Below are 26,349 nucleotides of genomic sequence, written 5' to 3' on the forward strand. Positions count from 1 at the left end.
TAGAAACAAATAGGAAGAAAACGTCTAATGCGTGGTGTAAATAAAGTCATTTTAGTGGGTACTTTAGGTCGTGATCCTGAAACAAAAACTTTCCCAAATGGTGGTTCTCTCACTCAATTTTCTATCGCAACCAGTGATGTCTGGACAGACAAAAACACAGGTGAGCGTAAAGAGCAAACAGAGTGGCATCGCATTGTTTTACATAACCGTTTAGGCGAGATTGCACAGCAATATTTACGCAAAGGTTCTAAAGTATATATTGAAGGTTCATTGCGTACGCGTCAGTGGACAGACCAAAATGGTCAAGAGCGTTACACCACTGAAATTCGTGGCGATCAAATGCAAATGCTCGACTCTGCTAACCGTGGACAATCTGACCAGCAAGATGGTGGCTTTGCTCAACCACGTTTTAACAATAACCAAGGCGGTTATGGCAATCAGAACCAAGCTCCAGCCACAGGTTATGCGAATCAAAATCAAGGCGGTTTTAACCAAAATCAGGGTGGTGGCTATGCCAACAATAACCCAAGTGGTTTTGCACCGAAGCCACAAGCTGCGCCTGCAACCGCACCTGCAGATTTAGATGATGATTTGCCGTTTTGAGACATACTAGAGATAGCCATTTGATTCAAAATGGAAAATCATCATCCAAACCCTTTGTTTCGACAAAGGGTTTTTTATGCAGATATTTAGCAAATATCTATTTTCTCGATTAAATTTCAAACTATGATAGGATTTATAATTCATAAATCCGATTATTTTTATAAAAAAACACTGTTTTACCGATTCTTTCGATTTTCGTATTCTAGCTACACAAGATAAGCAATCCCCGAAACGAATTGAGGAGTCATCCATGAGTTTAATCAATACCCAAGTCAAAGCATTTAACGCAACCGCTTACCACAATGGTCAATTTATTGACGTATCTGAGCAAGACTTTATTGGTAAATGGTCAGTGGTGTTTTTCTACCCTGCAGATTTCACCTTTGTTTGCCCAACTGAACTTGCCGATTTAGCCGATCAATATGCTGAATTCCAAAAAATGGGTGTGGAAATTTACTCAGTATCTACAGACACACACTTTACCCATAAAGCATGGCACGACACCTCAGAAGAAATTAAAAAGATTCAATATCCAATGATTGGCGACCCAACTTGGACATTGTCTAAAAACTTTGAGGTGCTGATTGAAGCAGAAGGTTTGGCAGATCGTGGTACTTTCGTGATTGACCCTGAAGGTAAAATCCAAATTGTAGAAATCAATGCAGGCGGTATTGGTCGTGACGCGCAAGAGTTGTTGCGTAAAGTAAAAGCAGCGCAATATGTGCATGCACACCCTAGCGAAGTTTGCCCTGCTAAGTGGAAAGAAGGCGATGCAACCCTAGCACCATCTATTGATTTGGTGGGTAAAATCTAATCGAATCATCGCACTCAATTTTAAAAATCCAGAACCTCGCTTCTGGATTTTTTATGCTCATGATTTGTTTAACCATGTATAAGTTTCAACAAGATTATTCCATTCTTGCAATGCTGTATGCCAAATTTGCACTAGGTTGTGGTGCGATGAGCGATTAAGATCAAAACATCTATTCTCCTAGCAATAGGTGTAACACATGAAAAAAATAATCGGTTTATATCGCAACCAAAACATGCATTGGGTGGGCGATGGTTTTCCAGTCAAAAATCTATTTTCTTATGACCGTTTAGGGCAGGCGATCAGTCCATTTTTACTCTTGGATTATGCAGCGCCGTATCATTTTGATGCGACTACCGCACAACATGGTGTTGGTTCGCATCCACATCGCGGTTTTGAAACGGTGACGCTTGCCTATCGGGGCGAAGTGACGCATAAAGATTCGGCAGGTGGTGGTGGCACCATCAAAACAGGCGATGTGCAGTGGATGACAGCAGGTGCGGGTGTGGTGCATGAGGAATTTCACTCCAAAGACTATGCAGCACAAGGCGGATTGTTTGAAATGGTGCAGCTTTGGGTGAATTTGCCTGCCGCAGACAAAATGACATCGCCACGTTATCAAGCCATTGAATCTCAAAATATTCCGAAAATTGAGTTTGAAAATCAGGCGGGGCATTTACGCATTATTGCAGGTCAGTACGCAGAGCAATCTGGGCCTGCCAGCACCTTTAGCCCTGTCAATGTTTGGGATGGACAATTGAAAGCTGCACAGACCCAAGCGCTGCATGTGCCGGTAGATCACAATACTTTATTGGTGGTGTTGGCAGGTGAAGTGCGGGTCAATGGCAGTCAACTTGTGCAAGATCACTCAGTGGTGTTATTTGCTCAAGATGGCGAAGCGTTAATTCAGCTTGAAGCACTGCAAGATACGCAATTTTTAGTGCTGACAGGCAAGCCATTAAATGAACCTATTCAAGGCTATGGTCCATTTGTCATGAATACCAAGCAGGAAATCATTCAAGCTTTTGAAGATTTTAATCAAGGCAAGTTTGGTGAAATTCCGATTCAACATCAAGCGGGTTAAGCTTTAAAAAATCTTAGCCAAGAAAAAAGCCTCATGTCGATGTCCCGACCGAGGCTTTTGTTGTTCTGGCGCTGTCAAATTTCTAGTTTTAGCGGATTGATCATATTCCTTATGATAATTATATGTGATGTAGCTATCATTTTTGTGCTTGGTATCATAGCGTTTAGACATTTATTTGTAAAACGAAAATTATAAAACTGGTGAATTTATCTACATGGTTTAGAACACTATTTATAGTGTTTAGAAAATAATATGAATAAATTCTAGGGCTTATTTAAGCACTTCCTGATTGTTAAAAAATGTAATCATATTGCCAATCTACTTTGTGTTGTTTCTCTGTGAAAAGTACACAATCTGGTAGTTTTTAATAGCTCATTTTCCTTAGGCATGGTTCATAATTTCATAAAGTATGTAAAAAGATGGATGATCGGTTTGGATATCGCAGTGATCGGTAGTGGTATGGCTGGACTGGCTACCGCAAGAATTCTTAAAGATGCAGGGCATAACATTACAATTTTTGAGGCGCTGCCTGGTCGTGGAATGGACAGTCATAGCATCGAATTTGAGGATGGTTTAATTGATGCGCCGTTACGGGTCATGAACCCACATTTGTGGAAAAACACCCTCAGCTTGGCCACACATTTAGGCATTAAAACTTATCCTGTGCGTACTTATATGGCGTGCAGTTGGTTATTTGAAGATCGTACCGAAACTTGGCTGACCACAAGCCGTACCCGTATTGGTAATTTCCCAATCATTAACAACCGTAAAGGCATACAACAATACGGCTGGCGTTTGGTAAAAGGCATGTTGCAGTTAAAAACAGCCATCGCTAAATTTTTCAAATCTAAAAACCAAGACATTACCCTTGCGGAATTTATCAACCGTAACGAAATTGAAGAAGTGTTTTGGCATGGTGCAGTGATGCCAGTGCTTTACACCATTTGTACTTGTGACCCTAAAACCATTGGTGAATGGCCAGCAAAACCATTGTTGGTATTTTTACGCCAATTGACTGATGGTGATGCATTATTGCGTTTACAAGGTGGCACGCCTGCATTGGTTGATAAGTTGATTGAAGGTATTAATATTCAAAGTGGTGCAGCGATTACTCGTGTTCATCAACAAGAAGATGGTGTAATTGTTGAAAATTCTGAGGGTCAGTCGCAAACATTTGACCGTGTGGTGATTGCAACGCCAACCACTAAAGTCCAAGACTTCTTGGACAATCAACAATTTGCAGAAGATATTGAATTGCTTAAACAGTTCAAATTCGAGCAGGGTGATTTGGTGATTCACACTGATCAAACGGTGATGCCGCCAAAACGTAAAGATTGGTCTGTTTTAAGTTATATGATGGATCGTAAATTTACTCGTCAGCAATTTACGGTATGGCTTAACTCGATCGAACCAACTTTGGTCGGTAAATCGCCAGTGTTCCAAACATGGCGTCCAGTTACACCAATTGATCCGAAAAAGATCATTTCAACGGTAACTTTAACCCGCGCTGTGGTGGATTCAAAGACAGTGGCATTAAACAAAGAGTTGCAGCAGCGCCATCACCAAGACAATCGTAAAGTGTTCTTCTGCGGTTCATGGTCGTGCGATGGTTTACCAATTTTAGAATCTGCAGTGACTTCCGCTATGCATATTGCAGAAATTTTTGGTGCACCATTACCGTTTATTGATTTAAAACCACAAGTTGAGGTTGCGCCGCAATTAGGTTATTAAGTTTAGGGTCTGTTGATATTTCATAAATGGTTTGTGCTGTAGGCTAAAACTGAGCAGATCAGGCATGAAACGCAGGGAATAGCGAGACTATTGCCAAGTTTCATAACGCAATCTGAGAAAGTTTTAGCCACAGCCTTTCAGGACAAGCATATTTTTTGCTGCTATTGCGTTATGAGTCAGTCATTTAGAATGACTAAATTTCCTGCCTCATGCCTTATATCAGCTAAAAAATATGCGTTGTCGCAAACATAGATGAATTATCAACAGCCCCTCTTTTTTGAATTAGACTGAGTCAGTATGAAATGGCAACAGGCGATACGACAGCATTTTCCAAAACATAAATATGCCATTCAAGCGGCATATTTGGGAGATACTTCCGCACTGCCGTGGAGCAATTTAGGTTATTGGTCAGATGCAGTGGGATCTGATTATCCCGCTGCATGTCAAAATTTAGCAGCGCATTTGGCCGCAGCAGTGCATTTAAATTCAAAAGATGTTGTACTGGATTTAGGCTGTGGGCAAGGTGCCAGTCTTAAATATTGGTTGGAACACTATCAAATACAACGACTTGAAGCTGTTGAGCTACAAGATCATCATGTGCAGTCGATTCGACAACATTTAAATTCAAATATTAAAATTCACGCTGCTTCATTTTTAAATTTAAAAGCACTTTTTCCACAACCACGTTTTGATGTGGTGTTCTGTATCGATGCAGCATATCACAGTCATTTGAATTCATTTTTAAGTCAGGTCAGTGCGGTTTTGAATTCAAATGGACGTTTGGGCTTTCATTATTTAATTTGGGCAGAACAAGCGCCAACGCATGCGTTCAAACAGCTGCAATATCGTGCCTTATTAAAATCTGCCGCTGTCAATTTTAAAGATCTGATGTCTGAAAGTCAGCTTCGAGCGGTTTTAGAACAGTTTGAATTTAAACAGATTCAGGTGGAAGATTTGTCGGCACAAGTTTTGGCGGGTTTTGCTGACTATGTGAATCAGCATCTCAAGCATCGAGTACAAACGCGAGATACAGACTGGTTTAAAATTGCCATGACCGCACGTTTATGTGCCAAGCTCTATGCGGATGGCTGGATTAAATATGTGCAGGTGAGTGCGGAAAAAGCTTAATCTATCGTAATCAGCTGCTAGATAATGAAGTTTTTCGGTGTTTGGATGTTCATAATTGGCTTTAAATCCCACCCACCACATGAAACTGTTTCGGTAAAATTTTTGCGCCACACGTCAATTGATCCCCGACATAACCCACGGCTTTGTCATCAAAAAGAATATGATCGTGACTTTTTATAATTGTGGACCAACGCTGGCACTTAGGGCAGAAATGTCCATTACCCGCCACTAAAAATAAATTTCCCATTTGAGAAACACGCATTTGATTGGCAAGGATGATTCCACCATGATTGGTCATGGAATGATGCGTTGCAAAGCTTTGAGCCATGAGGTATTCCTTAAACTAGAAAACTTTAGAGAAGCATTGTTTTTTATACTAAATTTTCTAAGACTTATAATTTTAAATTTTTATTTTAATTCACAAAAATATTTTTAAATGTCAGTCTATATGGATGAAACATCAACAAAATAGACCATCAATATAAAAATAAGCTCTGAAATATGTGTATTGCATTCTAAAGTATAAAATACATTTAACAAGCTAAAAATCACAATCCCGTATTGCGGTTAAAGTTTTGCAGATACATCGAAGCCCTAAATAAATTGGAGATTCGAGCAGCATGAGGAAGATAAAAATATACGTTTATAAAAACAAAAAACCTCATAAATTTTTAATTTATGAGGTTTAATATGGTGCCGGCACACGGATTCGAACTGTGGACCTACTGATTACAAGTCAGTTGCTCTACCAACTGAGCTATGCCGGCGTTGTGTAGAGAATTTTACAGAATTTTTACGTGTGCGCAAGCCAAAAAGTAACCGTTTAATGCATGGCATAGATTTTTTGCAGATTTTGTATGCAGGGTTTTGGCGCGTTACAAACGAGGAAATCACACAGAAGATTTTGTAGGAAATGAGCCCAGCGGGTGGGCTCATTGAAGAAAACAACCTGAAATGAGGTGTGAAAAAGCGATTATTTATTTCTTAAGATACGATCTAAATCCTGTGCACATTCTTCTAAGGTAAAGGCCATATCAAGTTGCATTTGTGGTTTGAGTTCATTTGCGAGCGTTCTCCATTGTTCAATTAGGCGAATGGCTTTTTGAATCTTATGTTTGTTGATGTCTTTGGCGATGGTAGGCGTATATCCTCCACGTTTAGCATTTTTAATTTGTTTGACATAATTTTGGCTGTTATTCATGTTCGCTCCCGAATAGCAGTTATATATGTAAGGCATTTGCATGCTTTTATTATGCTAAAGCTTAATGATGACCCTTTTATGTAGAAAGCTGAGATGACGAAATAAAAATAAAAAAAGGTTTTGATAAAAAACAATAAATTTCTTCACCTCTCCTTTTTTGACGGCATAACTCAGTTGTAGCATAGCGATTGAAGATTGTCTTGACTGCAGAGTAACGCAATGTGTCATGTTTGTTGATTTTTCATCAATAGAGGGATTGAGGATTATCAAAATTGGCGATGGAGATGGTCTTAACTGCAAATTCCGTTTATCGCTTTATCCATTTTACGCTCTAGATAATTGCCAAGTTGCTGATTAGAATAGCGCCACTATAAAAATAGCAACGATAATAACAATGCAAAGTTCACTCTTTGCTGTATTAGAAAAATTTGGCTTAAGCCCTCAACACCGCACAATTCATATCCAGTTTTCTAATTCAGCCTTAAATCATCAGGTCTTTTTGCAGTGCGTTTATGGTCAGCATGCCATCAACCAAGGTTTGCAGATGGATGTCTTATGCCTCTCACCGCATGCAAATTTGCCGTTGAAACAATTTATTGGCAGTCGGGTGGCTGTAGATCAACTCACCGATCAAGGCGAATTATTTCGACATAGCGGCATTATTACTGCAGCAGCGCAAGGGCAAAGTGATGGCACGCTCAGTCTCTATAAATTGCAGATTCAGGATGCAACGGCTTTGTGGCATAAACGCCGCAACAGTCGGGTATTTATGAATAAAACTGTGGTGGAGGTGAGTGAAATTCTGTTTAAAGAATGGCAAGACCGCAGTGCATTATTTGCTGCAAGTTTAAGTTTAGATTTAAGTGGTCTCAGTCAGCGTTATGCAGTTCGACCTCTCATCATACAATCCAACGAAAGCGATTATGAGTTTTTAACCCGTTTGTGGCGTAGCGAAGGCATCAATTGGTTGGTGGATGAAAAACAACCTTGGGTTGAGCATTTTTTAACGCCTATGGATACACAAAAATTAAGACTGATTGAGCAGAATAGTCATTATCAGCCCTTAAAACGTAGACGAGTGGCATTTCAGCGTACAAGTGCAATCGAGCAGCGGGATAGCATTTACACTTGGATGGCACAGCGTAACCTGCAACCCACTGAAGTACAGTTACAACGCTGGCAACCCGATCTTTTGGCACAGGACCAAAATTCAGTACAGTTCACATCGCCCTTACAAAGTAGCACACAAAATAGTGAAGCTTTAAGTTTAGAACAGGCGTGGTGCGTGAGTCCTGCGTGGATGCAAGACTTAACTGGGCAAGATCAGGTGACAGCTGCAAGTACCGAACAATTAGAACAATTGGGACAACAATTGGCTCAGTATTATGATTTGCAGGCAAAATATTTTTCCGCGCAAAGTAATTTACGTGATGCGCAAGTGGGGTATTGGTTTGAATTACACGGGCATGCTGAAATTGATCAACATCCCCAAACTGAACGAGAGTTTTTAATACTGTCCAAACAGTTTTATAACCAAAACAATTTAGCACCTGAATTACAACAGCATTTTTTGAGTCTGCTGCAACAAAGTCAGTGGACATTTCAGTTACCGTTGGAGGGTGATCCTCAACAATTTTGTCAATTGAATTTGATTCGACGACATATTGCGCTCGTTCCAGAGTTTAATCCATTACTGCATCGTCCCGTGGCTTATCCACAGCGCGCTAAAGTGGTTGGACCTGAGGATGAAACCGTGCATGTAGATGCGTGGGGGCGTATTAAAGTTCGGTTTTTATTTACCCGAAGTGATGACCACTTGCATGATGGTGGTGCGGGTGCCAACGACAATGAGAGCGATTCGGCGTGGGTGGATGTACTCACACCGTGGGCAGGTGAGGGTTATGGTGCAAGATTTCACCCACGTATTGGTGAAATTGTGGTGGTGGATTTCTTTGATGGCAATATTGATCGTCCTTTTGTGGTTGGACGTTTACATGAGGCAGAACGACAACAGACACAATTCGATACAGTTGGAACTCTACCCGATACCAAATACTTGAGCGGGATTCGTTCACAAGAAATACGTGGTGCAGGGTTTAACCAACTTCGCTTCAATGACACCACCAAACAATTCAGTGCGCAATTGCAGAGTAGTCATGCTGCGAGTCAGTTGAATTTAGGATATTTGAGCCATCCAATGCGGCAGGAGGATTCAATTGGGCGCGGCGAAGGCTTTGAATTAAGAACTGATCGGTGGGGAGCTGTGCGTGCAGGTGCAGGCTTACTGCTTTCAACTCATCCACAAGCACAGGCACAAGCGTATCATTTAGATGCGAGTCCTGCCAAAAGGCAATTGGAGTCCAGTTTAGCGGCAAGCAAAGGCTTAAGTGAGTTGGCACAAAATCAGCAAACAGATCCTTTGGAAACACTGGAGCATCTCAAAGAATTTTTAAATCAAATTGAACTAGAAGATCAAACTAAAGCGGCAAGTTTTAAGCAGGCGGTTATGATTCTTTGTGCGCCCAACTCAATTGCAGTTTCAACTCAGCAAGATTTACACCTTTCTGCAGATCAACATATTCATCAAAGTGCCGCAGGCAGTATTAATGTTTCTACCCAAAAATCTGTGATTACACATGCACGCGATAAAATCAGTTTATTTGCAGCGGAGCAAGGTATACGTGCTTTTGCAGCCAAGGGTAAAGTCGAAATTCAGGCACAAGATGGTGCTATAGATGCAATTGCACGCCAGAAAATCAAGCTGATTTCTACGGAAGATCGGGTGGAAATTACCAGTCCAAAAGAAATTGTGCTAACGGCAGGTGGTTCACAAATCAAAATTAATTCAAAAGGTGTTTTTGTGAGTACTTCAGCTAAATTTGAGGCGAAAGCAGGACAGCATTGTTTTGAGGGTGGGGAGAAGATTATTGAAGAAAAAATAAGCTTGCCTAAGTCACCAACGTTATTCAGTAATAAAATTAATTATCAGTGGAATCAGCCCTCTACAGGAGAAAAAGAAATCTTTGTTTTAGATAAATTGAATGGAAAGCTCATTAAAACTAATAAATCTATATTAAATGAAAATAATCAATTGAGTACGTTACGCTTTTATACCTCTCAACCGACAGACTTTGTTGCTTTAGGCTTCGCGTCTTTATATACACAACTGATCCAAGAATCGAATCTTGACAATATAGATGAACTAATGGATGAGGTCACGGAGATTAACTCTGAGGACGATGTATATGCTGAAGAGGAGGTTAAGTAATGAGTAATTTAGTTACAGTAATCTCAAAAATTTATGATGCCTCTGGGAAATATGTTATCAATTTAAACGTTAAATCGCGTTATAAAGGTTCATCAAGAGAAAATTCAAAAAAAACAGATAAAGAGGGATTATTTATATTTCAAGGTTCGCCTAATCGAACTGTAGAAATTTTGGCAAAGCCTCCTAATGCTAAAGATTATATTGTGATTAAAACGCTTAACTCATCTCTTGTTTCTTCTAGAAACAATCCTCTAAAAGTATTTTTACCTAAAAGCATAGAAGAATATCGGAAAGAAAAAATTACACCTAGCTCAAAAGGAATTGTCACAACTTTATTTAAAGTCATAGATTGTAATGAGAAAGTTTTAATTAATTTCCCTGTGAAATCTCGTCCCAAAGGAAGACAAAGTTCATTTGAACGTACGACAGATGAGCAAGGAATTGTAGAAGTACTTTCTTCACCCAATCGGGACATAGAAATTCTAGTTTTGAATTTGGAAGATAAATTTGTACTGAAAAGTACTATTAACTCAGAAAATGGCTCTCAAACACCGATCATAATTAAATTAGATGAGCCTTATGAAAATTTTATAAGTAAGACATTCATAAGTCTTTTGGATCGTAATCATCAAGATTATGTGGTTGAAAATACCAAAGTGGAAATTGTTGCGTTAGGTACTCAAACTAAAAAAATTCTTTCTATATCCAATGGAAAAATTCCTGTTCAAAGCAGGGTTGGTGAGAAAATTCAGATTACTGTATTTAAGCCAGATGGCTCTCCTTTAAGCCCAGAAACTTATTTAGTAAAAAGCTTAAAACAAAATAATGTTAAATTGGTTTTGGATGTGGATGTCGTTAAAGGTAACACTAATCAGGATAAGCCAACCATAAATAAAAGAATAGATAACGCAGAGTGTGCTTGTAATAGAGATATCACTGTAGAAGAATTTAAGAAGATTACAAATACTTCGACTGCATTAAGTTTTTTAAATGATTTGAATCAACAATTTAAAAAATTAAGTATGAATAGGTGGGCGAATTCAAACATGAGGTGCGACAGTTTCAAAAGCCTTATGATAATCAACAAGCTGAGCAAATTTCTCTAATGGTGTAAGCCAATCTAACGCTTTTCTAGGGCGAGTATTCAGTGACATGGCAACTTGATTTAAATAATGCTGATCTGCCTGGTTTAAATCAATCCCTTTAGGTAAATACTGCCTAATTAAACCATTCATATTTTCGCATGTGCCTTTCTGCCATGGCGAATGTGGGTCACAGAAATATACATCTATGCCTAAATCTTCTTCGAGAATTTTATGTTCTGACATCTCACGTCCACGGTCATAGGTCAATGTTTTACGCAGTTCTGCGGGTAAATATTTCAGAGCTTCAGTTAAAGCCTTGCGCACTGATTCTGCCTTTGCATCAGGTAATGTTGCCAAGATACAGAGCCGTGTATTTCGTTCAATAAGTGTTGCTATCGAACTTTTATTGTCTTTACCTTTAATTAAATCGGCTTCCCAATGACCCGGTATTTTTCTTTCTTGAACTTCGGCTGGGCGCTCATGAATAGTTTTAATATCCTGTAATATAGAATCTTTTTTAGGTTCACCGTTAGCTTTTCGCTTTTTATTTTCATGACGCAGACAGGATAGTAAGTCTTTTTTCAGCTCACCCTTTGGTAATGCTCGTATAGTTGAATAAATCGTTGTATGGCTTACATTCATTGTTTGATCCAAATCAGGAAATCTCTTTAAACGCTTTGCTATTTGCTGAGGAGACCATAAACAACGGATCGCTTCAACAATAAATTTCCAGAGGATTGAATCGATTTTGAGTTTTCTATGACCACGTCTACGTCTAGCGAAGGTGTTATCAGAAGCATATTGAGCTTGATAAACGTCATTGATGCTATTTCTTTTAAGTTCACGATAGATCGTACTAGGATGTCTTTTAATAAGTTCAGCAAATTTTCTGGGTGAAAAGCCTTCTTTTCTTGACTCAAGCATTAATGCAGTACGATCTTCAAAGTTAAGATGATGGTATGACAATTTTATATACTCCATAAACCCTTTAAATTAATTAGGTGGTTTATGTCGCACTTCAAGTTTTACTCTGCCGTGTTTAGAAAAAGCACATTTTATCGCACATACATTACATGAAACTGCGGGTTATAGACTTATGGAGGAAGGGCTAGGAGGAAAGTCGGAAAGTGAGGTTTATGATGGATATAAAGGTAGGGGCCTAATGCAAATTACCTATAAATCAAATTATGAGGGATATGGTAAAGCTATTAATGAGAACTTTCTAGGAGCCAATAAAGTACGTATTGCTAAGGAGAAAAAACATGCGGTAGGTTCGGCGGTGTGGTATTGGCTTCATTCTAAATCAGGTGGCTTAACTCCTTATGCACTAAATAATGATTTGATAGCCACATGCTCTTTAATTAATGGGGGATATAATGGTTTCGATGATAGAGAGAACTACTTAAAAAGAGCTATTTCCGCTTTCAATATTAAAGAATGTGGATATCTTAATAAAAAAATAATAGCCACGTTGGACTCATATTTGAGTTTTGAGGAAAGTTCTATTGCGCAGAATAAAAGTGGTGAAAGCTTTGGTTGGGGACTATGGAATGATCCACTAGGTAAAAAAAAGGGAAAAATTAAAAATTTAAACGAAGCAAAAAAAGGATATATGCGTTTTCTTGAAATGACTAAAACGACAACCTTTCCATTTGGTACTAAAAAAGAAGGTGGGCAGATAGTGAGTCGAAAGCGTTATGGTTATACGGCGAATGCTGCGAAATTATTTGCTGAAAAAAGGTTAAAAGAATTATGAGAATTTTCTTTATTTTGTTATTTATTTTAGTTTCTTGTACACAGGTTTATTCTTCAGAAAAAGATTACTATTGTTTTAGTAGTGGTAGCAAATCTGTTCTATTGGTGCCTAGTGAATATCCTAATATAAATTCAATTATGTATTATCCATTCATGAAAAAAATTGAACTATCTACGACTTTAAGGATTGAAGAAGTGGATATGGGGGATAACGCCAAGCCTGAAATTTATAGGACAGTACAAGAGATTATTGACAATAAAGTGAATGGACAATACAGGTTTATGTCACAAGGCTATATCTTGTAAGCTGTCATCAAAAAGTAAACATGTATTCTTTTCCGAATTGGTTTGATACTCTCTCCACCCATTGCTCTATTTTATCAGCTGTCATGACTTGAAAATCTCGCCAATAATATTTCATCTGCTTCCATACCATCTCGATTCGATTTAACTCAGGGCTATAAGCTGGAATAAAATACAAATTCGTCGAAAAGTTACTTTTAAGTAGCTCTCTGTAATCAGCCATCTTTTTACTTCTATGAATCGAGGCATTATCAACAATAAGAACCAATGGAAGGTTATAAGTCTGTTTTACTTGTTGAGCTATTCCAGTTAAATAGGCATAAAACCAAGTGCTTGTAACTGACTCTTGTAAACAACTTGTCACCAGTTTCCCCGTTGAAAGCAAACACCCCATGACATTAACTCGTTTTAATCTTATTGCATCAACCGCATGAACATCACCTATCTTTGTCCACGCATAGCGGTTATCAGGTGTAGATGAAAACCCTGTTTCATCAACATAACCTAATATAATTTCACCACGTGCCGCTTGCTCTCGTAATTTTTCAATCTGCTGTGTTGCTTGTTCAAATGCAATCGGATCTCTTTTTTTTCAAGCTATGACGGGTACGCTTGAAGACCATACCTGAATCACGTAAAAACTTACGAATGGTTTCAACAGACACGGACACTTCGTATTCTTCATGTAGTTTGACTCGGATTTGTTCTGCATTGAGTGGACTTGTATTGACCCAATCTAGGATTTTCGCCTGATAGTCTGAGATCAATGTATTGGGCCGACCTGAGCGATGACCTTCTTTAATCGATTCAAACTCATACAATTCCCAACGTCGGCGTTGTAGCCTTATGGTTTCTGGGATACGTTCTTGTAGAGTGGCAACTTCCGCAACACTTTTACCTTCAGAAAGCCAGAGAATAGTTTGGGCACGTTGTCTTTCACGCCAATGTTTTGCATGCTTGGCCAGAAAAATGAGTCGTTCTCGCTGTTCTAAACTAAGTGGTACAGAAACAATTCGAGGCATGTGTGAACATCTGTTAACTAAAAAAACTTTTTCGCATGATTAGTTATTTTTGTCAACTTATGAAGCAGAATATTTAAATTTAAAAACTAAAAAGACAACAGTTTTTAATAAAATAAATTTAGATGCAAAGGGTATTAATTGCATTTAATAAAATCAAGAAGCCGACTCTCGTCGGCCTCTTTATCTTAACCTTCCAAAACTTCTTCTAGCAGCTCCTCACTTGGGGCAAAGTAATATGCGCCATCCATGGCAGTCACAAAGTGCAGTAAACGGTCATGGATGCCATCACCAGACGTGCCAAACATACGCTCTAACATGGCATCAATAATGCTCAAATCTTTGGTGTAGGCAATAAAGAATAAGCCTTGATCACCCTGACCATCGCCATAAGGCAGCGAGTGACGCAAAATTTCCATCTCATCGCCTGCATCATCTTCAACCACAGTACGCGACACGTGCGAGTTCTCAGGTTGAACCTCGTCATCCAACTCAATAGATTCAAGTTTGGTACGACCAATCACGTGTTCCTGAGCATCGACTTTCAGCTTTTTCCATTTTTCTAAATCGTGGCAATAGCGCTGTGCAAAAATAAAAGAACCATCGGCAAACACGCCTGCATCTTCGCCTAAAAGTGCAACTTCGGCACGATCATCTGGAAATTGTGGATTTTCGGTACCATCAATAAAGCCCGTCATGTCGCGTCCATCAAAATAACGGAAACAGACCCGTTCATCCAACACTTCAATTTTGTCTTGGATCCCCTCAAAGAATGCCTGACTGAGTGCAAAGCAAATATCCGCACGTGTACTGGCGAGGTGAATGATCACATCGGCAGGCACGACAGGCATTGGGTACGCACCTTGAATTGGTTGTAATTGTTTAAAACCCTCTGGAGATTGCTGATAGAGCTGTGCCCAAAGTTCAGGGCCAAAAGCAACGCCAGTTTTAATTTGGGCATGTGGATGTTGGGTAATCAAACGATCCCGTGTGCTAAACAAGTCAGCCAATTTTTCTTTTAACTCAGTAATGCTTAAGTCTTTTAAACGAAGTACAAGAAAGCGAGCATGATCTGAAGGTAGTGGCAAAATTACAGATTGGGCAGTCATGTATAGCTCCTGAAAATTTGTTGTTTTCTATAAAGTTGACTTTATTGTGCCTGATTGCATGCAGGCTTAATAGCCCGAACCCGATTTTATTCAACGTTTTTAGCCATGAGATTAAGTGAAATATCATATAATGCACTGTCTTGTGAAAAGCGGCGATATATGTCTTATCAAGTTTGGATTGCGTTTATGTTGGCCTGTTGGGTGATTAGTGTTTCACCTGGCGCGGGTGCGATTGCCTCGATGTCGAGTGGTTTGAATTATGGTTTTCGACATGGGTATTGGAATGCGATTGGTCTACAACTCGCTTTATTATTGCAAATCGCGATTGTAGCCGCAGGGGCAGGGGTATTATTTGCGACAACACCTTGGGCATTTCTAATTGTGAAATGGTTTGGTGTGGCATATTTGTTATATCTGGCGTATTTGCAATGGGTAGCGCCTGCACAGTCGATTGAAATTCAGCATGAGTTGACGCGAAAATCTGCTGGAAAATTGGTGATGTACGGCTTTTTAGTCAATATGAGCAATCCCAAAGCAATTGTGTTTTTATTGGCAGTTTTACCGCAATTTTTAGATTTATCTAAACCGCAATGGACGCAATATGCAATTATGGCACTGACCATGATTAGTATTGATTTGATTGTGATGGCGGGCTATACGGGCTTGGCTGCAAAAGTTTTGCGTTTGTTAAGATCACCGAAGCAGCAAAAATTTATGAATCGTACTTTTGCTGCATTGTTTGCAGGTGCTGCGTTTTTGTTGAGTTTGGTGCATCAGTAATGTCTTCAATTACACAAAAGTGTACGCTGTAATTATAAAAATAGATTGAGACATACGTTGAAAATAAAATGTATTCCGCGAGCACTTTATTGGCAACATTGGTGGATCAGCATGTTGCTTTTAAGTTTTTCAACTTTAATTGCAATTGGATTAGCAATTCAGTTTTCAGTAGATAGCGTGTTTTGGCCAATTGCTTTGATGGCACATTTGAGTATCAATTTGATTTTTTCTTTTGTATTTGCCGCCTTGCAAACTTATTTTAAACATACGGTGTGGCAAAGTGTGGTGTTGATTAATATTACGGCTGTGTTGTTGATTGCCATTCATGCAATGTTTTATCTACAAAAGATAGATTGGAATGCTGTTTCAGAAAGTCAGCAGCAATTGAGTCTTTTACAGCAAGTGATTCATAGTGATATAGCACTGTGGATAGCGTATATACTGCCATTTTTGGTCGTAATGCTCATTGCTGCAATACAAAAATATAGATATTCATTAACGAAAAACTAAGCTATCTTTCTGACTTTTTGAACGCTAAAAATCACCGCAAAAATGATCGCCATAGTCATCACAATACTTAAACCTGTCGAAATATTTAAGCCCGCACTTGACCATAAACCTACGCTGACTGCAATTTGCGCCACAATAAATGCCCAAATCACCATTTGTTTAGGCGAGTGAGCCAATAAACGTGCGGTTAAAGCGGGAATCACCAACAATGCGCCCATCAATAAAGAACCGACTGCACGTAAAGCCAATACGGTAAATAATGCCAACAACAACATAAAAATCAGGCGTTGCCATTGGGCATTCACGCCTTCACTGACCGCAATATCAGGGTCAATTGCAATTTGAATTTGTGCCTGCCAAAATTTATACAGCACCGCTAAAGCAACAATAATCACTAGGGCAAATACAGGTAAATCTGCCCATGAAATGGTGAGTAAATCACCAAATAAATAGCTCAGCAACTCAGGACGCAAACTTGGAATATGTTGAATAAAGAGCAACCCTGAACAGAGCAAGGTCGCAGAGCAGAGCGCCAATAATGCATCATTCGGCAACCGTGGATCATGTAAAATCCACAAAACACCCACCAATAATAATGCCAAGAAGGTCACACCCATCCACAGAGGTAAACTCAACGCGCCTGCAATCGCCACACCCAATAAGGTGCCATGCGCCATCGTATCGGCAAAAAAGGACATACGTCGCCACAGCATTAAACAGCCAAGTGGGGCGGTCAAAAATACCAATAAACTGCCCATGATCCATGCAGGTAACAGCAATTGTAGCCAATCCATCATGGGTTAAGCTTCCGGTTCAGGGTGAATATGAGGACGTGAATCATGCTGACAAGGCTCGGCATGATCGCCATGGGCGCAGTGTTCATGGTGATGTTGATAAAACACCCGATTGGTTCCAAAAATAGCTTGGTATTCAGGATGTTGCTGTACATTTTCGGGCAAACCGCTACAGCAAATGTGTTTATTTAAACATACCACACGATGCGTACCTTGCATGACCCATTGCAAATCATGCGACACCATCAACACCGCACAGCCATATTTGCTCGGTAAGTTGCGCACATAGTCATACAGTTCAGCTTCGGACTGAATATCTAGTCCTTGCATCGGCTCATCCAGTACCAAAACATCAGGTTGACGTAATAAGGCGCGTGCCAATAGCACCCGTTGCCGCTCACCACCAGACAGTTGTTGTACTTTTGAATCTTGCAGTTTGGCAATGCCAGTATCGCGGATAATTTCTGCTTTAATTGCGTCTGGGCATTTTTCTAAAGCCAGTAAATCTTTCACTCTTAAAGGCAAGCTGTGTGAAGGATTAAACTTTTGCGGCACATAAGAAAAGGTCAATTTGCGAGCATTTACGAGCTTGCCTGCATTTGGTTTGACAATGCCAAGCAAGACTTTAATTAGAGTCGATTTTCCTGCGCCATTGGGGCCAATTAGCGTGACAATTTCACGTGCATGTAATTCAAAATCGACATTTTTTAAAATATCGCGCTCATCTATTCGCACCTGAATATTGTGCAAGGCGATGAGCGGTGCAGTGGTTATTTGCTGTTGCACTGCTGACATTTTCCAGAAATCTCAATAATGCTGTGATGCGGGCTAAAGCGGTCAGAGGCTGCCAACTGATCTAATTGCTCTAATAAACCTTGCGCTGAAGCTTCTTTAACGACTTTACATTCAGTACAGATTAAAAAAGCCGCTTGGTGTCCTTCACGTGGATGACAGCAAGGAATATAGGCATTGATTGAAGTCAAACGGTGAATTAGTCCTTTTTCCAGTAAAAAATCTAAAGTACGGTACACCGTTGGCGGTGCTGCAGGACGATCAGACTCACTTTTAATTTTCGCCAATAAATCATAAGCACCCATTGGTGCAGATGCCTTGAGAATGAGTTCCAACACTTCTTTACGTAGCGGTGTTAAACGAGCACCTGTTGCCGCACATAAACTTTCAGCTTCGGCAAGACGTTGATCGACATTGTGATGGTCGTGAACGCCATGTAATGCATTGTGATGCTCGTGCGAACATAAGCTCATAGCCACCCCAGTTGAACTTTAAAAGAAAAACGACAGTAAATCTTAGCATGAAGCGTTATTAGTTTCGATTATACGTAGGTATTTTTATAAATTTGTTATATTATAACATTTGTCGATTTTTCGTGATATGCCGCAATGTTTCGTTTATTTAGTTTCTGTCTTTTAGCGTTATGCAGTACTGTCAGCATGGCGCAGGCTTTGGTGGTGTCTACCCATCCTATCTATTTGATTGCCCAAAAAGTCACGCAAAATATCGAAACACCCACGTTATTACTGGCAGATCAAACAGGGCATGATGTATCGCTCACGCCTGCACATCGAAAAATCATCCAAGATGCGGATTTAATTATTTGGCTAGGTAAGGCGCATGAAGCACCGCTAGAACGTGTATTACATCAAAATCCTAAAGCGATTGCTTTATTAGATACGGGCATTATGAAAACTTTGCCGCAGCGTTCAGAACGTGGTGCAGCATTAAAAAATACAGTAGACAGCCATGTCTGGCTAGACCCAAACAATGCGGTGCGTATCGGCTTCTTTATTGCCGCGTTACGTTCTCAGCAAATGCCTGAACATCGCGATGCTTATTGGAATAACGCACGTGCCTTCGCACAGAGTTTATTCAAAAGTGCAAGTCAGTTTCAGACTCAAACTGCAGTACAGCCATATTGGGCTTATCACGATGCCTATCAATATTTAGAACGTGCCTTAAATTTAGAATTTTCTGGGTCGATGACCAATGATCCGCATATTGCGCCAACAGTCGCACAAATTAAATATTTGAACGATCACCGACCAAATCCAAAAATGTGCCTACTTGCAGAAGGACATGCCAGTAAAAATCAGTATATGAAATTGAATCCAATTGTGTTTCAAAAGGTCGATGAAAGCATGCGCGGTGCAGATGATTTTGTGCAAGCGTGGCAGCAATTAGCCAAGCAAACCAAGGCTTGTGTATTAAATGCACGAAAATGATGCGTTTTTTAAGCAAAATTGAAATATGACAATTCCGAGACAAACATGCAAAAAAACACGACTAAGGTCGGGAAACGATTGCATGTTCAGGGGGCTAACTCTATAATGCCTGCGATAAAAAACGATCATCAGTTGAACTTGTCAAGCATTAATGCTGTGAGTGGATAAAAAAATGAGCCGAACTAGTCGCTTGATTGACCGACGATTAGCTAAAGCTTTGGTCTTCTTACAAGCATTCATGATTCCAGTTTCAGCCCTGATAGCGTGGGTCTTGAAAGACTCAACGGCTGCCTTAAGCGCTGCACTTGGTGCTAGTGTTTGTTGGTTGGCAAGTTGTTATTTTTCATGGCAGTCGTTTCGAGCAGCAGGTGCACGAGCGTCCAGACAGGTTCTTTCGAACATGTATAGAGGAATGCTCGGTAAGTTTGCAATCGTGATCGTAGGATTCATTTTAATTTTAAGCAATGTACAGCCGTTATCCCCGGTGGCATTGTTTTGTGGTTTTATGCTCGTTCAAAGCATGTCGTGGGTTGCGCCATTTTGGGTGTCACGATTACAAAAACGAGTCTAAACGCAGCAAAAATTGAAAAGTTTTTCAGGAATAGGCGAGATATCAAGCAGCACGCGATGTTCGTTTGTTCTATTAGTTTTTTTACATTGACCAGGTGTGATTTATGGCTGCTGAAGAACATGCCCTTACTTCGACCGAGTATATCAAGCATCACTTGACCAATATGACCTATGGCAAAATGCCAGACGGTTCATGGAAGTTGGCTGAGTCTGCTGAAGAAGCTCAACAGATGGGGTTCACTGCTATTCACTTGGATTCAATGGGTTGGTCTATCGGACTTGGTCTGATCTTCTGTTTATTGTTCTGGATTGTTGCGAAAGCTGCAAATTCAGGCGTGCCTGGTAAATTCCAGTCAGTAATTGAAGTGATTATCGAGTTTGTGGATTCAAGTGTACGTGATACCTTCCATGGGAAGTCTCGATTAATTGCACCCTTAGCATTAACCATTTTCGTGTGGATTTTCCTCATGAACTTGATGGATTTGATCCCTGTTGACTTTATTCCTTATGTAGCTCAACAGGCGATTGCATCTATGCTGGGTGTGGACCCTCATCAGGTTTACTTTAAAATTGTTCCGACTACAGATCCAAACATTACCTTAGGTATGTCTATTTCTGTATTCTTCTTAATTATTTTCTATAGTATTCGTGAGAAAGGTGTTGGCGGCTTCGTTGGTGAGTTGGCACTTAACCCATTCAACCCAAGTAATCCAGTTGCTAAAGTGCTTTTAATTCCATTCAACTTATTGTTGGAATTGACTACTTTCTTGGCGCGACCAGTTTCATTGGCTCTACGACTGTTCGGTAACATGTATGCGGGAGAGTTAATCTTCATTCTTATCGCGTTATTACCGTTCTGGATCCAGTGGGCATTGTCTGTGCCTTGGGCGATTTTCCACATTTTGATTATTACGCTACAAGCATTCATTTTCATGATGTTGACTATCGTGTACATGAGCATGGCAAGCGAAAAGCATTAATGGTATGGCCTAACTGTCATCGGGCGGTTGGGCACACAATTTTTTAACTTAATTTGGTATAAAACCTAACCTCTGAGGAATTATCATGGAACTCACTTTAGGTCTAGTTGCAATTGCATCTGCTATCTTGATCGCTTTCGGTGCTTTAGGTACTGCGATTGGTTTTGGTCTTTTAGGCGGTCGCTTCCTTGAAGCTGTTGCTCGTCAACCAGAATTGGCTCCACAACTTCAAACTCGTATGTTCTTAATCGCAGGTCTTCTTGATGCTGTGCCTATGATCGGTGTTGGTATTGGCTTGTTCTTCATCTTCGCTAATCCATTTGTAGGTTAATCAGCTTAATTCCGAAATTCACTATTTGAGGAATTTGCAATGAATATCAACCTCACATTGTTTGGCCAAGCGATTGCATTTGCGATTTTCGTCGCATTCTGCATGAAGTTTGTATGGCCACCACTAATCAATGCGATTAGTGAGCGTCAGCGTCGTATTGCTGACGGCTTAAATGCAGCTGAGAAAGCCAAAGCTGATCTTGCCGATGCGCAAGCTCAAGTGAAAGCTGAATTAGATGCAGCTAAAGCACAAGCGGCTCAATTGATCGAACAAGCGAATCGTCGTGCAGCACAATTGGTAGAAGAAGCGCGTACCCAAGCATCTGCTGAAGGTGAGCGTATTCGTCAACAAGCGAAAGAAGCTGTTGATACAGAAATCAATTCTGCTCGCGAAGAATTACGTCAACAAGTAGCTGCGCTTGCAGTAACTGGTGCAGAGAAAATTCTTAGCCAGCAAGTTGACGCAGAAGCTCACAATGCCATGCTGACTCAGCTGGCTGCTAAACTTTAAGAGAGAGGCAGATTATGGCTGAACTCTTGACGTTGGCACGCCCATACGCTAAAGCAGCATTTGCTTACGCTTCTGAGCAAGGTGCAACTGACAATTGGTCAACAGCACTTAACTTGCTCAGTGCTGCGGTGCAAGACGAAGCATTTTCAGCTTACTTAAATCGCCCTGAGCTTACGCCTGCTGAGCAGGTGAGTATTTTTGCCAAAGTTTTAGGTGAAGACCAAACTGCAGCAGTGTCAAACTTTTTGACATTGCTTGCTGAAAACAACCGTTTGGCTTTGCTTCCTGAAATTCAAGCAGAATACGAACAGCTCAAATCACAGAATAACAATACTGTGGATGTTGTGATTGAATCAGCATTCCCATTGACTTCTGTACAAGAACAAATTCTTGCTCAAGCGTTAGAAAAACGTTTCGCTGCGGCAGTAAATGTTTCTGTAGAAGTGAACCCAGCGTTAATTGCGGGTGTGGTTATTCGTGCAGGCGACCAAGTGATAGATGATTCTGCGCTTAACAAGCTTGAAAAAATGCGGACACGTCTTTTAGCTTAATTGCGAAGACTGAACTAATAAAAGATTGAGGTATAGCGCAATGCAACAACTGAATCCATCCGAGATCAGTGCGCTCATTAAACAGCGTATCGGCGATCTGGACACCAGCGCGACCGCTAAAAACGAAGGTACCATTGTTATGGTATCCGACGGTATTGTGCGCATTCACGGCCTTGCTGATGCAATGTACGGTGAAATGATCGAATTCGACGGCGGCTTATTTGGTATGGCACTGAACCTAGAACAGGATTCAGTGGGCGTCGTTGTTTTAGGTAACTACTTAAGCCTTCAAGAAGGTCAAAAAGCACGTTGCACAGGTCGTGTATTAGAAGTTCCGGTTGGTCCAGAACTTTTAGGCCGTGTGGTAGATGCTTTGGGTAACCCAATTGATGGTAAAGGCCCTATTGATGCAAAATTAACTGATGCTGTAGAAAAAGTAGCACCAGGCGTAATTTGGCGTCAATCAGTGGATCAACCTGTTCAAACTGGTTATAAATCAGTTGATACCATGATCCCTGTAGGCCGTGGTCAACGTGAGTTGATCATTGGTGACCGTCAAACTGGTAAAACAGCAATGGCGATCGATGCGATCATCGCTCAGAAAAACTCTGGCATTAAGTGTGTATACGTAGCAATTGGTCAAAAACAATCGACTATCGCAAACGTAGTACGTAAGCTAGAAGAAACTGGCGCTATGGCGTATACCACTGTTGTCGCAGCAGGTGCATCTGATCCAGCAGCAATGCTGTATTTAGCTCCGTACTCTGGTTGTACAATGGGTGAATACTACCGTGACCGTGGTGAAGACGCGTTAATCATTTATGATGACTTGTCTAAGCAAGCTGTTGCGTATCGTCAAATTTCATTGCTTTTACGTCGTCCACCAGGTCGTGAAGCGTATCCAGGTGACGTGTTCTATCTACACTCGCGTCTACTTGAGCGTGCTTCTCGTGTATCTGCTGACTACGTTGAGAAATTCACTAACGGTGAAGTTAAAGGTCAAACTGGTTCTTTAACTGCATTGCCGATTATTGAAACTCAAGCAGGTGACGTATCTGCATTCGTACCAACCAACGTAATTTCGATTACAGATGGTCAGATCTTCTTAGAAACATCATTATTCAACGCGGGTATCCGTCCTGCTGTGAACGCGGGTATTTCTGTATCGCGTGTTGGTGGTTCTGCTCAAACTAAGATCATCAAAAAATTGTCTGGTGGTATCCGTACCGCTTTGGCGCAATACCGTGAATTGGCAGCGTTTGCTCAGTTCGCTTCTGACCTTGACGAAGCAACTCGTAAGCAACTTGAACATGGTCAACGTGTAACTGAGTTAATGAAGCAGAAACAATATGCGCCATACTCAATTGCTGACCAAGCTGTTTCAGTTTATGCATCTAACGAAGGCTACATGGCTGACGTAGAAGTGAAGAAAATCGTAGACTTTGATGCTGCGTTAATTTCTTACTTCCGTTCAGAACATGCTGCGTTAATGCAACAAATCGATGAAACTGGTGATTTCAACAAAGACATCGAAGCTGCAATCAAAGCAGGTATTGAAAGCTTTAAAGCGACTCAAACTTACTAATTTAGCATTGGCTAGTTAGGGGTTTGGTTCACGGAATCAACCTTCGGAAGCCTGAAAGGGCTTTCGAATACTAGGTTAAGCGTATGGCAAATTTAAAAGAAATTCGCGCCAAAGTTGCTAGTATCAAGAGCACGCAAAAGATTACTCGCGCGATGCAAATGGTTGCTGCTTCTAAGATGCGTCGTGCGCAAGAGCGCATGGCTCAAGGCCGTCCGTATGCCGAAAATATGCACCGTGTAATTGCTCATTTGGTACAGGCGAACCCTGAATACAAACACCGTTATATGATTGAACGCCCTGTAAAACGCGTTGGTTATATCATCGTGTCTTCAGATCGTGGTTTGGCAGGTGGCTTGAACATTAACTTGTTCAAGAAAGTTGTAAAGCATGTACAGCAACAACAAGAGCAGTCAATTGAAGTTCAGTTTGCTTTAATTGGTCAAAAAGCGGTTTCGTTTTTTAAAAACTACGGCGGTAAAGTGCTTGGTGCAACTACAAACGTAGGTGACGCGCCAAGTCTTGAACAGTTATCTGGCTCTGTGCAAGTGATGTTAGATGCGTACGATAAAGGCGAGTTAGATCGCATTTACCTCGTGTCAAACGGCTTTGTCAATGCCATGACTCAAGATCAGAAAATCGAACAACTTGTTCCTTTAGCATCTGCTGAAGAAAACAAGACTCTTAACCGTCAATACGGTTGGGATTATATCTATGAACCAGAAGCTGAAGAGCTGTTAAATGGTTTATTGGTTCGTTACATCGAGTCTATGGTTTATCAAGGTGTGATTGAAAACATCGCATGTGAACAGTCTGCGCGTATGGTTGCAATGAAAGCTGCAACAGATAACGCAGGTGAACTGATCAAGAGCCTACAACTTATTTATAACAAGCTGCGTCAAGCCGCGATTACTCAGGAAATTTCTGAAATCGTTGGTGGTGCCGCTGCCGTTTAACATTATTAGTTTGAATTGAGGAGACAGCAATGAGTGGCGGTCGTATCATTCAGATCATCGGCGCGGTTATCGACGTCGAGTTTGAACGCAACAGCGTTCCTAAGATCTATGACGCTCTCCAAGTTGACGGTACTGAAACTACATTAGAAGTTCAGCAACAACTTGGTGATGGCGTAGTTCGTACTATTGCAATGGGTTCTACTGAAGGCCTTAAGCGTGGTTTGAACGTAACTAACACTAACGCGCCAATCTCTGTACCAGTAGGTACAGCGACACTTGGTCGTATCATGGACGTTCTTGGTCGCCCTATCGACGAAGCTGGTCCAGTTGCAACTGAAGAGCGTTTACCAATTCACCGTCAAGCGCCTTCTTATGCAGAACAAGCGGCTTCTACTGACCTTTTAGAAACTGGTATTAAAGTCATTGACTTACTTTGCCCGTTCGCGAAAGGTGGTAAAGTTGGTCTGTTCGGTGGTGCGGGTGTTGGTAAAACCGTAAATATGATGGAGTTGATCAACAACATCGCTAAAGCGCACTCAGGTTTATCTGTATTCGCTGGTGTTGGTGAGCGTACTCGTGAAGGTAACGACTTCTATCACGAAATGAAAGACTCTAACGTTCTTGACAAAGTAGCAATGGTCTACGGTCAGATGAACGAGCCGCCTGGTAACCGTTTACGCGTAGCGTTAACTGGTTTGACTATGGCTGAGTACTTCCGTGATCAAAAAGATGAGAACGGTAAAGGTCGTGACGTATTATTGTTTGTAGACAACATCTACCGTTATACACTAGCAGGTACTGAAGTATCAGCACTTCTAGGTCGTATGCCATCTGCAGTAGGTTATCAGCCTACACTTGCAGAAGAGATGGGTGTTCTTCAAGAACGTATTACTTCAACTAAGTCTGGTTCGATTACATCTATTCAAGCTGTATACGTACCTGCCGATGACTTGACTGACCCATCACCTGCTACAACGTTCGCGCACTTAGACGCAACTGTAGTATTGAGCCGTGATATTGCATCTCAAGGTATTTACCCTGCGATCGATCCACTAGACTCAACTTCACGTCAGTTAGATCCATTAGTTGTTGGTACTGAGCATTACGAAATTGCTCGTTCAGTTCAAAACGTTCTTCAACGTTATAAAGAATTGAAAGACATTATCGCAATTCTTGGTATGGACGAATTGTCAGAAGAAGACAAACTTACTGTATACCGTGCACGTAAGATCCAACGTTTCTTCTCTCAACCGTTCCACGTAGCTGAAGTATTTACTGGCGCGCCTGGTAAACTTGTACCGCTTAAAGATACAATTCGTGGCTTTAAAGGTCTTCTAGCTGGTGAATACGATCATATCCCAGAACAAGCGTTCTATATGGTTGGTGGTATTGACGAAGTGATTGCTAAAGCCGAGAAACTTTAATTAGCAGCTCTAATTTAGGAGATT

Annotated in this window: 28 protein-coding genes, 1 tRNA gene and 1 pseudogene; 20 read left to right on the forward strand and 10 right to left on the reverse strand. The window is 40.7% G+C overall.

Annotated features, from left to right (window positions below; all coding sequences use genetic code 11):
- Window positions 1-27 precede the first annotated feature (27 nt).
- The 5 genes from ssb (at window position 28) to J4G44_RS03115 (ending at window position 5,357) form a co-directional block, all read left to right on the forward strand.
- Window positions 28-603, forward strand: coding sequence for a single-stranded DNA-binding protein (ssb, locus tag J4G44_RS03095; protein ID WP_096902231.1), 576 nt, complete (start codon window positions 28-30; stop codon window positions 601-603).
- A gap of 250 nt (window positions 604-853) precedes the next feature.
- Window positions 854-1,417, forward strand: coding sequence for an alkyl hydroperoxide reductase subunit C (gene ahpC / locus J4G44_RS03100; protein WP_004970191.1), 564 nt, complete (start codon window positions 854-856; stop codon window positions 1,415-1,417).
- A 196-nt stretch (window positions 1,418-1,613) separates the two neighbouring features.
- Window positions 1,614-2,498, forward strand: coding sequence for a pirin family protein (locus tag J4G44_RS03105; RefSeq protein ID WP_154321175.1), 885 nt, complete (start codon window positions 1,614-1,616; stop codon window positions 2,496-2,498).
- A gap of 423 nt (window positions 2,499-2,921) precedes the next feature.
- Entirely contained in the window at window positions 2,922-4,229 is a 1,308-nt protein-coding gene (locus J4G44_RS03110) for an FAD-dependent oxidoreductase (RefSeq protein WP_004970183.1), read from the forward strand.
- Between the two features lie 297 nt (window positions 4,230-4,526).
- Entirely contained in the window at window positions 4,527-5,357 is an 831-nt protein-coding gene (locus J4G44_RS03115; protein WP_154321174.1) for an SAM-dependent methyltransferase, read from the forward strand.
- A 70-nt stretch (window positions 5,358-5,427) separates the two neighbouring features.
- Here J4G44_RS03115 and J4G44_RS03120 read toward each other — a convergent pair.
- The 3 genes and pseudogenes from J4G44_RS03120 to J4G44_RS03130 form a co-directional block, all read right to left on the reverse strand.
- Window positions 5,428-5,685 (reverse strand): annotated as a pseudogene (locus J4G44_RS03120) (PAAR domain-containing protein); the annotation flags it as partial.
- Between the two features lie 363 nt (window positions 5,686-6,048).
- Window positions 6,049-6,124: transfer RNA gene (locus tag J4G44_RS03125), tRNA-Thr, on the reverse strand.
- 206 nt (window positions 6,125-6,330) lie between these two features.
- Window positions 6,331-6,558, reverse strand: coding sequence for a hypothetical protein (locus J4G44_RS03130; protein ID WP_004970172.1), 228 nt, complete (start codon window positions 6,556-6,558; stop codon window positions 6,331-6,333).
- A gap of 394 nt (window positions 6,559-6,952) precedes the next feature.
- Between J4G44_RS03130 and J4G44_RS03135 the strand changes: the two genes are divergently transcribed.
- Window positions 6,953-9,826, forward strand: a complete 2,874-nt coding sequence (locus tag J4G44_RS03135) for a type VI secretion system Vgr family protein (RefSeq protein ID WP_179990578.1) — start codon at window positions 6,953-6,955, stop codon at window positions 9,824-9,826.
- The gene (locus tag J4G44_RS03140) at window positions 9,826-10,932 is read left to right on the forward strand and encodes a hypothetical protein (protein WP_207973847.1); all 1,107 of its coding nucleotides are present in this window, start codon (window positions 9,826-9,828) and stop codon (window positions 10,930-10,932) included. The genes J4G44_RS03135 and J4G44_RS03140 overlap by 1 nt, the downstream gene beginning before the upstream one ends.
- Here the strand turns inward: J4G44_RS03140 and J4G44_RS03145 are convergent.
- Window positions 10,867-11,892 carry an IS30-like element ISAba125 family transposase gene (locus J4G44_RS03145; RefSeq protein ID WP_005103961.1) on the reverse strand — a complete coding sequence of 342 codons (1,026 nt, stop codon included), beginning with the start codon at window positions 11,890-11,892 and terminating at the stop codon, window positions 10,867-10,869. The genes J4G44_RS03140 and J4G44_RS03145 overlap by 66 nt on opposite strands.
- Window positions 11,893-12,073: 181 nt before the next feature.
- On the opposite strand from J4G44_RS03145, the gene J4G44_RS03150 reads away from it, so the two are divergent.
- A complete protein-coding gene (locus J4G44_RS03150; RefSeq protein ID WP_265738106.1) occupies window positions 12,074-12,667 on the forward strand; it encodes a hypothetical protein in 594 nt (197 codons plus the stop codon).
- The gene (locus tag J4G44_RS03155; RefSeq protein WP_207973849.1) at window positions 12,664-12,972 is read left to right on the forward strand and encodes a hypothetical protein; all 309 of its coding nucleotides are present in this window, start codon (window positions 12,664-12,666) and stop codon (window positions 12,970-12,972) included. Before J4G44_RS03150 ends, J4G44_RS03155 begins: the two co-directional genes overlap by 4 nt.
- Before the next feature lie 7 nt (window positions 12,973-12,979).
- Here the strand turns inward: J4G44_RS03155 and J4G44_RS03160 are convergent, their stop codons facing one another.
- The 3 genes from J4G44_RS03160 to J4G44_RS03170 form a co-directional block, all read right to left on the reverse strand.
- On the reverse strand, window positions 12,980-13,546 hold the full coding sequence (locus J4G44_RS03160) for an IS630 family transposase (protein WP_121533679.1): 567 nt from the start codon (window positions 13,544-13,546) through the stop codon (window positions 12,980-12,982).
- A complete protein-coding gene (locus J4G44_RS03165; protein WP_004973749.1) occupies window positions 13,536-13,991 on the reverse strand; it encodes a helix-turn-helix domain-containing protein in 456 nt (151 codons plus the stop codon). The genes J4G44_RS03160 and J4G44_RS03165 overlap by 11 nt, the downstream gene beginning before the upstream one ends.
- 185 nt (window positions 13,992-14,176) lie before the next feature.
- On the reverse strand, window positions 14,177-15,097 hold the full coding sequence (locus J4G44_RS03170) for a Dyp-type peroxidase (protein WP_207973850.1): 921 nt from the start codon (window positions 15,095-15,097) through the stop codon (window positions 14,177-14,179).
- Window positions 15,098-15,256: 159 nt separating this feature from the next.
- On the opposite strand from J4G44_RS03170, the gene J4G44_RS03175 reads away from it, so the two are divergent.
- Both J4G44_RS03175 and J4G44_RS03180 read left to right on the forward strand, forming a co-directional pair.
- On the forward strand, window positions 15,257-15,877 hold the full coding sequence (locus J4G44_RS03175) for a LysE family transporter (RefSeq protein ID WP_154321171.1): 621 nt from the start codon (window positions 15,257-15,259) through the stop codon (window positions 15,875-15,877).
- Window positions 15,878-15,988: 111 nt separating this feature from the next.
- Window positions 15,989-16,387 carry a hypothetical protein gene (locus J4G44_RS03180; protein WP_136144785.1) on the forward strand — a complete coding sequence of 133 codons (399 nt, stop codon included), beginning with the start codon at window positions 15,989-15,991 and terminating at the stop codon, window positions 16,385-16,387.
- Here the strand turns inward: J4G44_RS03180 and znuB are convergent.
- Genes znuB through J4G44_RS03195 form a run of 3 tightly spaced genes read right to left on the reverse strand, consistent with a single transcriptional unit; the run spans window position 16,384 to window position 18,446 of the window.
- The gene (gene znuB / locus J4G44_RS03185) at window positions 16,384-17,184 is read right to left on the reverse strand and encodes a zinc ABC transporter permease subunit ZnuB (protein WP_004970154.1); all 801 of its coding nucleotides are present in this window, start codon (window positions 17,182-17,184) and stop codon (window positions 16,384-16,386) included. The two genes, J4G44_RS03180 and znuB, sit on opposite strands and share 4 nt — an antisense overlap.
- 3 nt (window positions 17,185-17,187) lie before the next feature.
- The gene (znuC, locus tag J4G44_RS03190) at window positions 17,188-17,976 is read right to left on the reverse strand and encodes a zinc ABC transporter ATP-binding protein ZnuC (RefSeq protein ID WP_131261255.1); all 789 of its coding nucleotides are present in this window, start codon (window positions 17,974-17,976) and stop codon (window positions 17,188-17,190) included.
- Complete coding sequence (locus J4G44_RS03195; protein WP_004970151.1) at window positions 17,952-18,446, reverse strand: transcriptional repressor; 495 nt, start codon at window positions 18,444-18,446, stop codon at window positions 17,952-17,954. Before J4G44_RS03195 ends, znuC begins: the two co-directional genes overlap by 25 nt.
- Window positions 18,447-18,581: 135 nt before the next feature.
- Between J4G44_RS03195 and J4G44_RS03200 the strand changes: the two genes are divergently transcribed.
- From J4G44_RS03200 to atpD, 9 genes are all read left to right on the forward strand, one after another.
- Window positions 18,582-19,421, forward strand: a complete 840-nt coding sequence (locus J4G44_RS03200; RefSeq protein ID WP_104852883.1) for a metal ABC transporter solute-binding protein, Zn/Mn family — start codon at window positions 18,582-18,584, stop codon at window positions 19,419-19,421.
- A 172-nt stretch (window positions 19,422-19,593) separates the two neighbouring features.
- The gene (locus tag J4G44_RS03205) at window positions 19,594-19,992 is read left to right on the forward strand and encodes an ATP synthase subunit I (RefSeq protein ID WP_004970147.1); all 399 of its coding nucleotides are present in this window, start codon (window positions 19,594-19,596) and stop codon (window positions 19,990-19,992) included.
- A 103-nt stretch (window positions 19,993-20,095) separates the two neighbouring features.
- Window positions 20,096-20,971: a F0F1 ATP synthase subunit A gene (atpB, locus tag J4G44_RS03210; protein WP_004970145.1), complete on the forward strand. Its 876-nt coding sequence runs from the start codon at window positions 20,096-20,098 to the stop codon at window positions 20,969-20,971.
- Between the two features lie 85 nt (window positions 20,972-21,056).
- Window positions 21,057-21,302 carry a F0F1 ATP synthase subunit C gene (gene atpE / locus J4G44_RS03215; protein ID WP_000424060.1) on the forward strand — a complete coding sequence of 82 codons (246 nt, stop codon included), beginning with the start codon at window positions 21,057-21,059 and terminating at the stop codon, window positions 21,300-21,302.
- A 39-nt stretch (window positions 21,303-21,341) separates the two neighbouring features.
- Window positions 21,342-21,812, forward strand: coding sequence for a F0F1 ATP synthase subunit B (locus J4G44_RS03220; RefSeq protein ID WP_004970142.1), 471 nt, complete (start codon window positions 21,342-21,344; stop codon window positions 21,810-21,812).
- 14 nt (window positions 21,813-21,826) lie between these two features.
- Window positions 21,827-22,363: a F0F1 ATP synthase subunit delta gene (locus tag J4G44_RS03225; RefSeq protein ID WP_004970141.1), complete on the forward strand. Its 537-nt coding sequence runs from the start codon at window positions 21,827-21,829 to the stop codon at window positions 22,361-22,363.
- Between the two features lie 40 nt (window positions 22,364-22,403).
- Window positions 22,404-23,948, forward strand: a complete 1,545-nt coding sequence (gene atpA, locus J4G44_RS03230; RefSeq protein ID WP_004970138.1) for a F0F1 ATP synthase subunit alpha — start codon at window positions 22,404-22,406, stop codon at window positions 23,946-23,948.
- Window positions 23,949-24,031: 83 nt separating this feature from the next.
- Window positions 24,032-24,901 carry a F0F1 ATP synthase subunit gamma gene (gene atpG, locus J4G44_RS03235; protein WP_004970136.1) on the forward strand — a complete coding sequence of 290 codons (870 nt, stop codon included), beginning with the start codon at window positions 24,032-24,034 and terminating at the stop codon, window positions 24,899-24,901.
- A 29-nt stretch (window positions 24,902-24,930) separates the two neighbouring features.
- Window positions 24,931-26,325, forward strand: coding sequence for a F0F1 ATP synthase subunit beta (gene atpD, locus J4G44_RS03240; protein ID WP_004970134.1), 1,395 nt, complete (start codon window positions 24,931-24,933; stop codon window positions 26,323-26,325).
- The last annotated feature ends 24 nt before the right edge of the window (window positions 26,326-26,349 follow it).

The organism is Acinetobacter towneri (genome assembly GCF_017498585.1).
GTDB classification, from domain to species: Bacteria; Pseudomonadota; Gammaproteobacteria; order Pseudomonadales; family Moraxellaceae; genus Acinetobacter; species Acinetobacter towneri.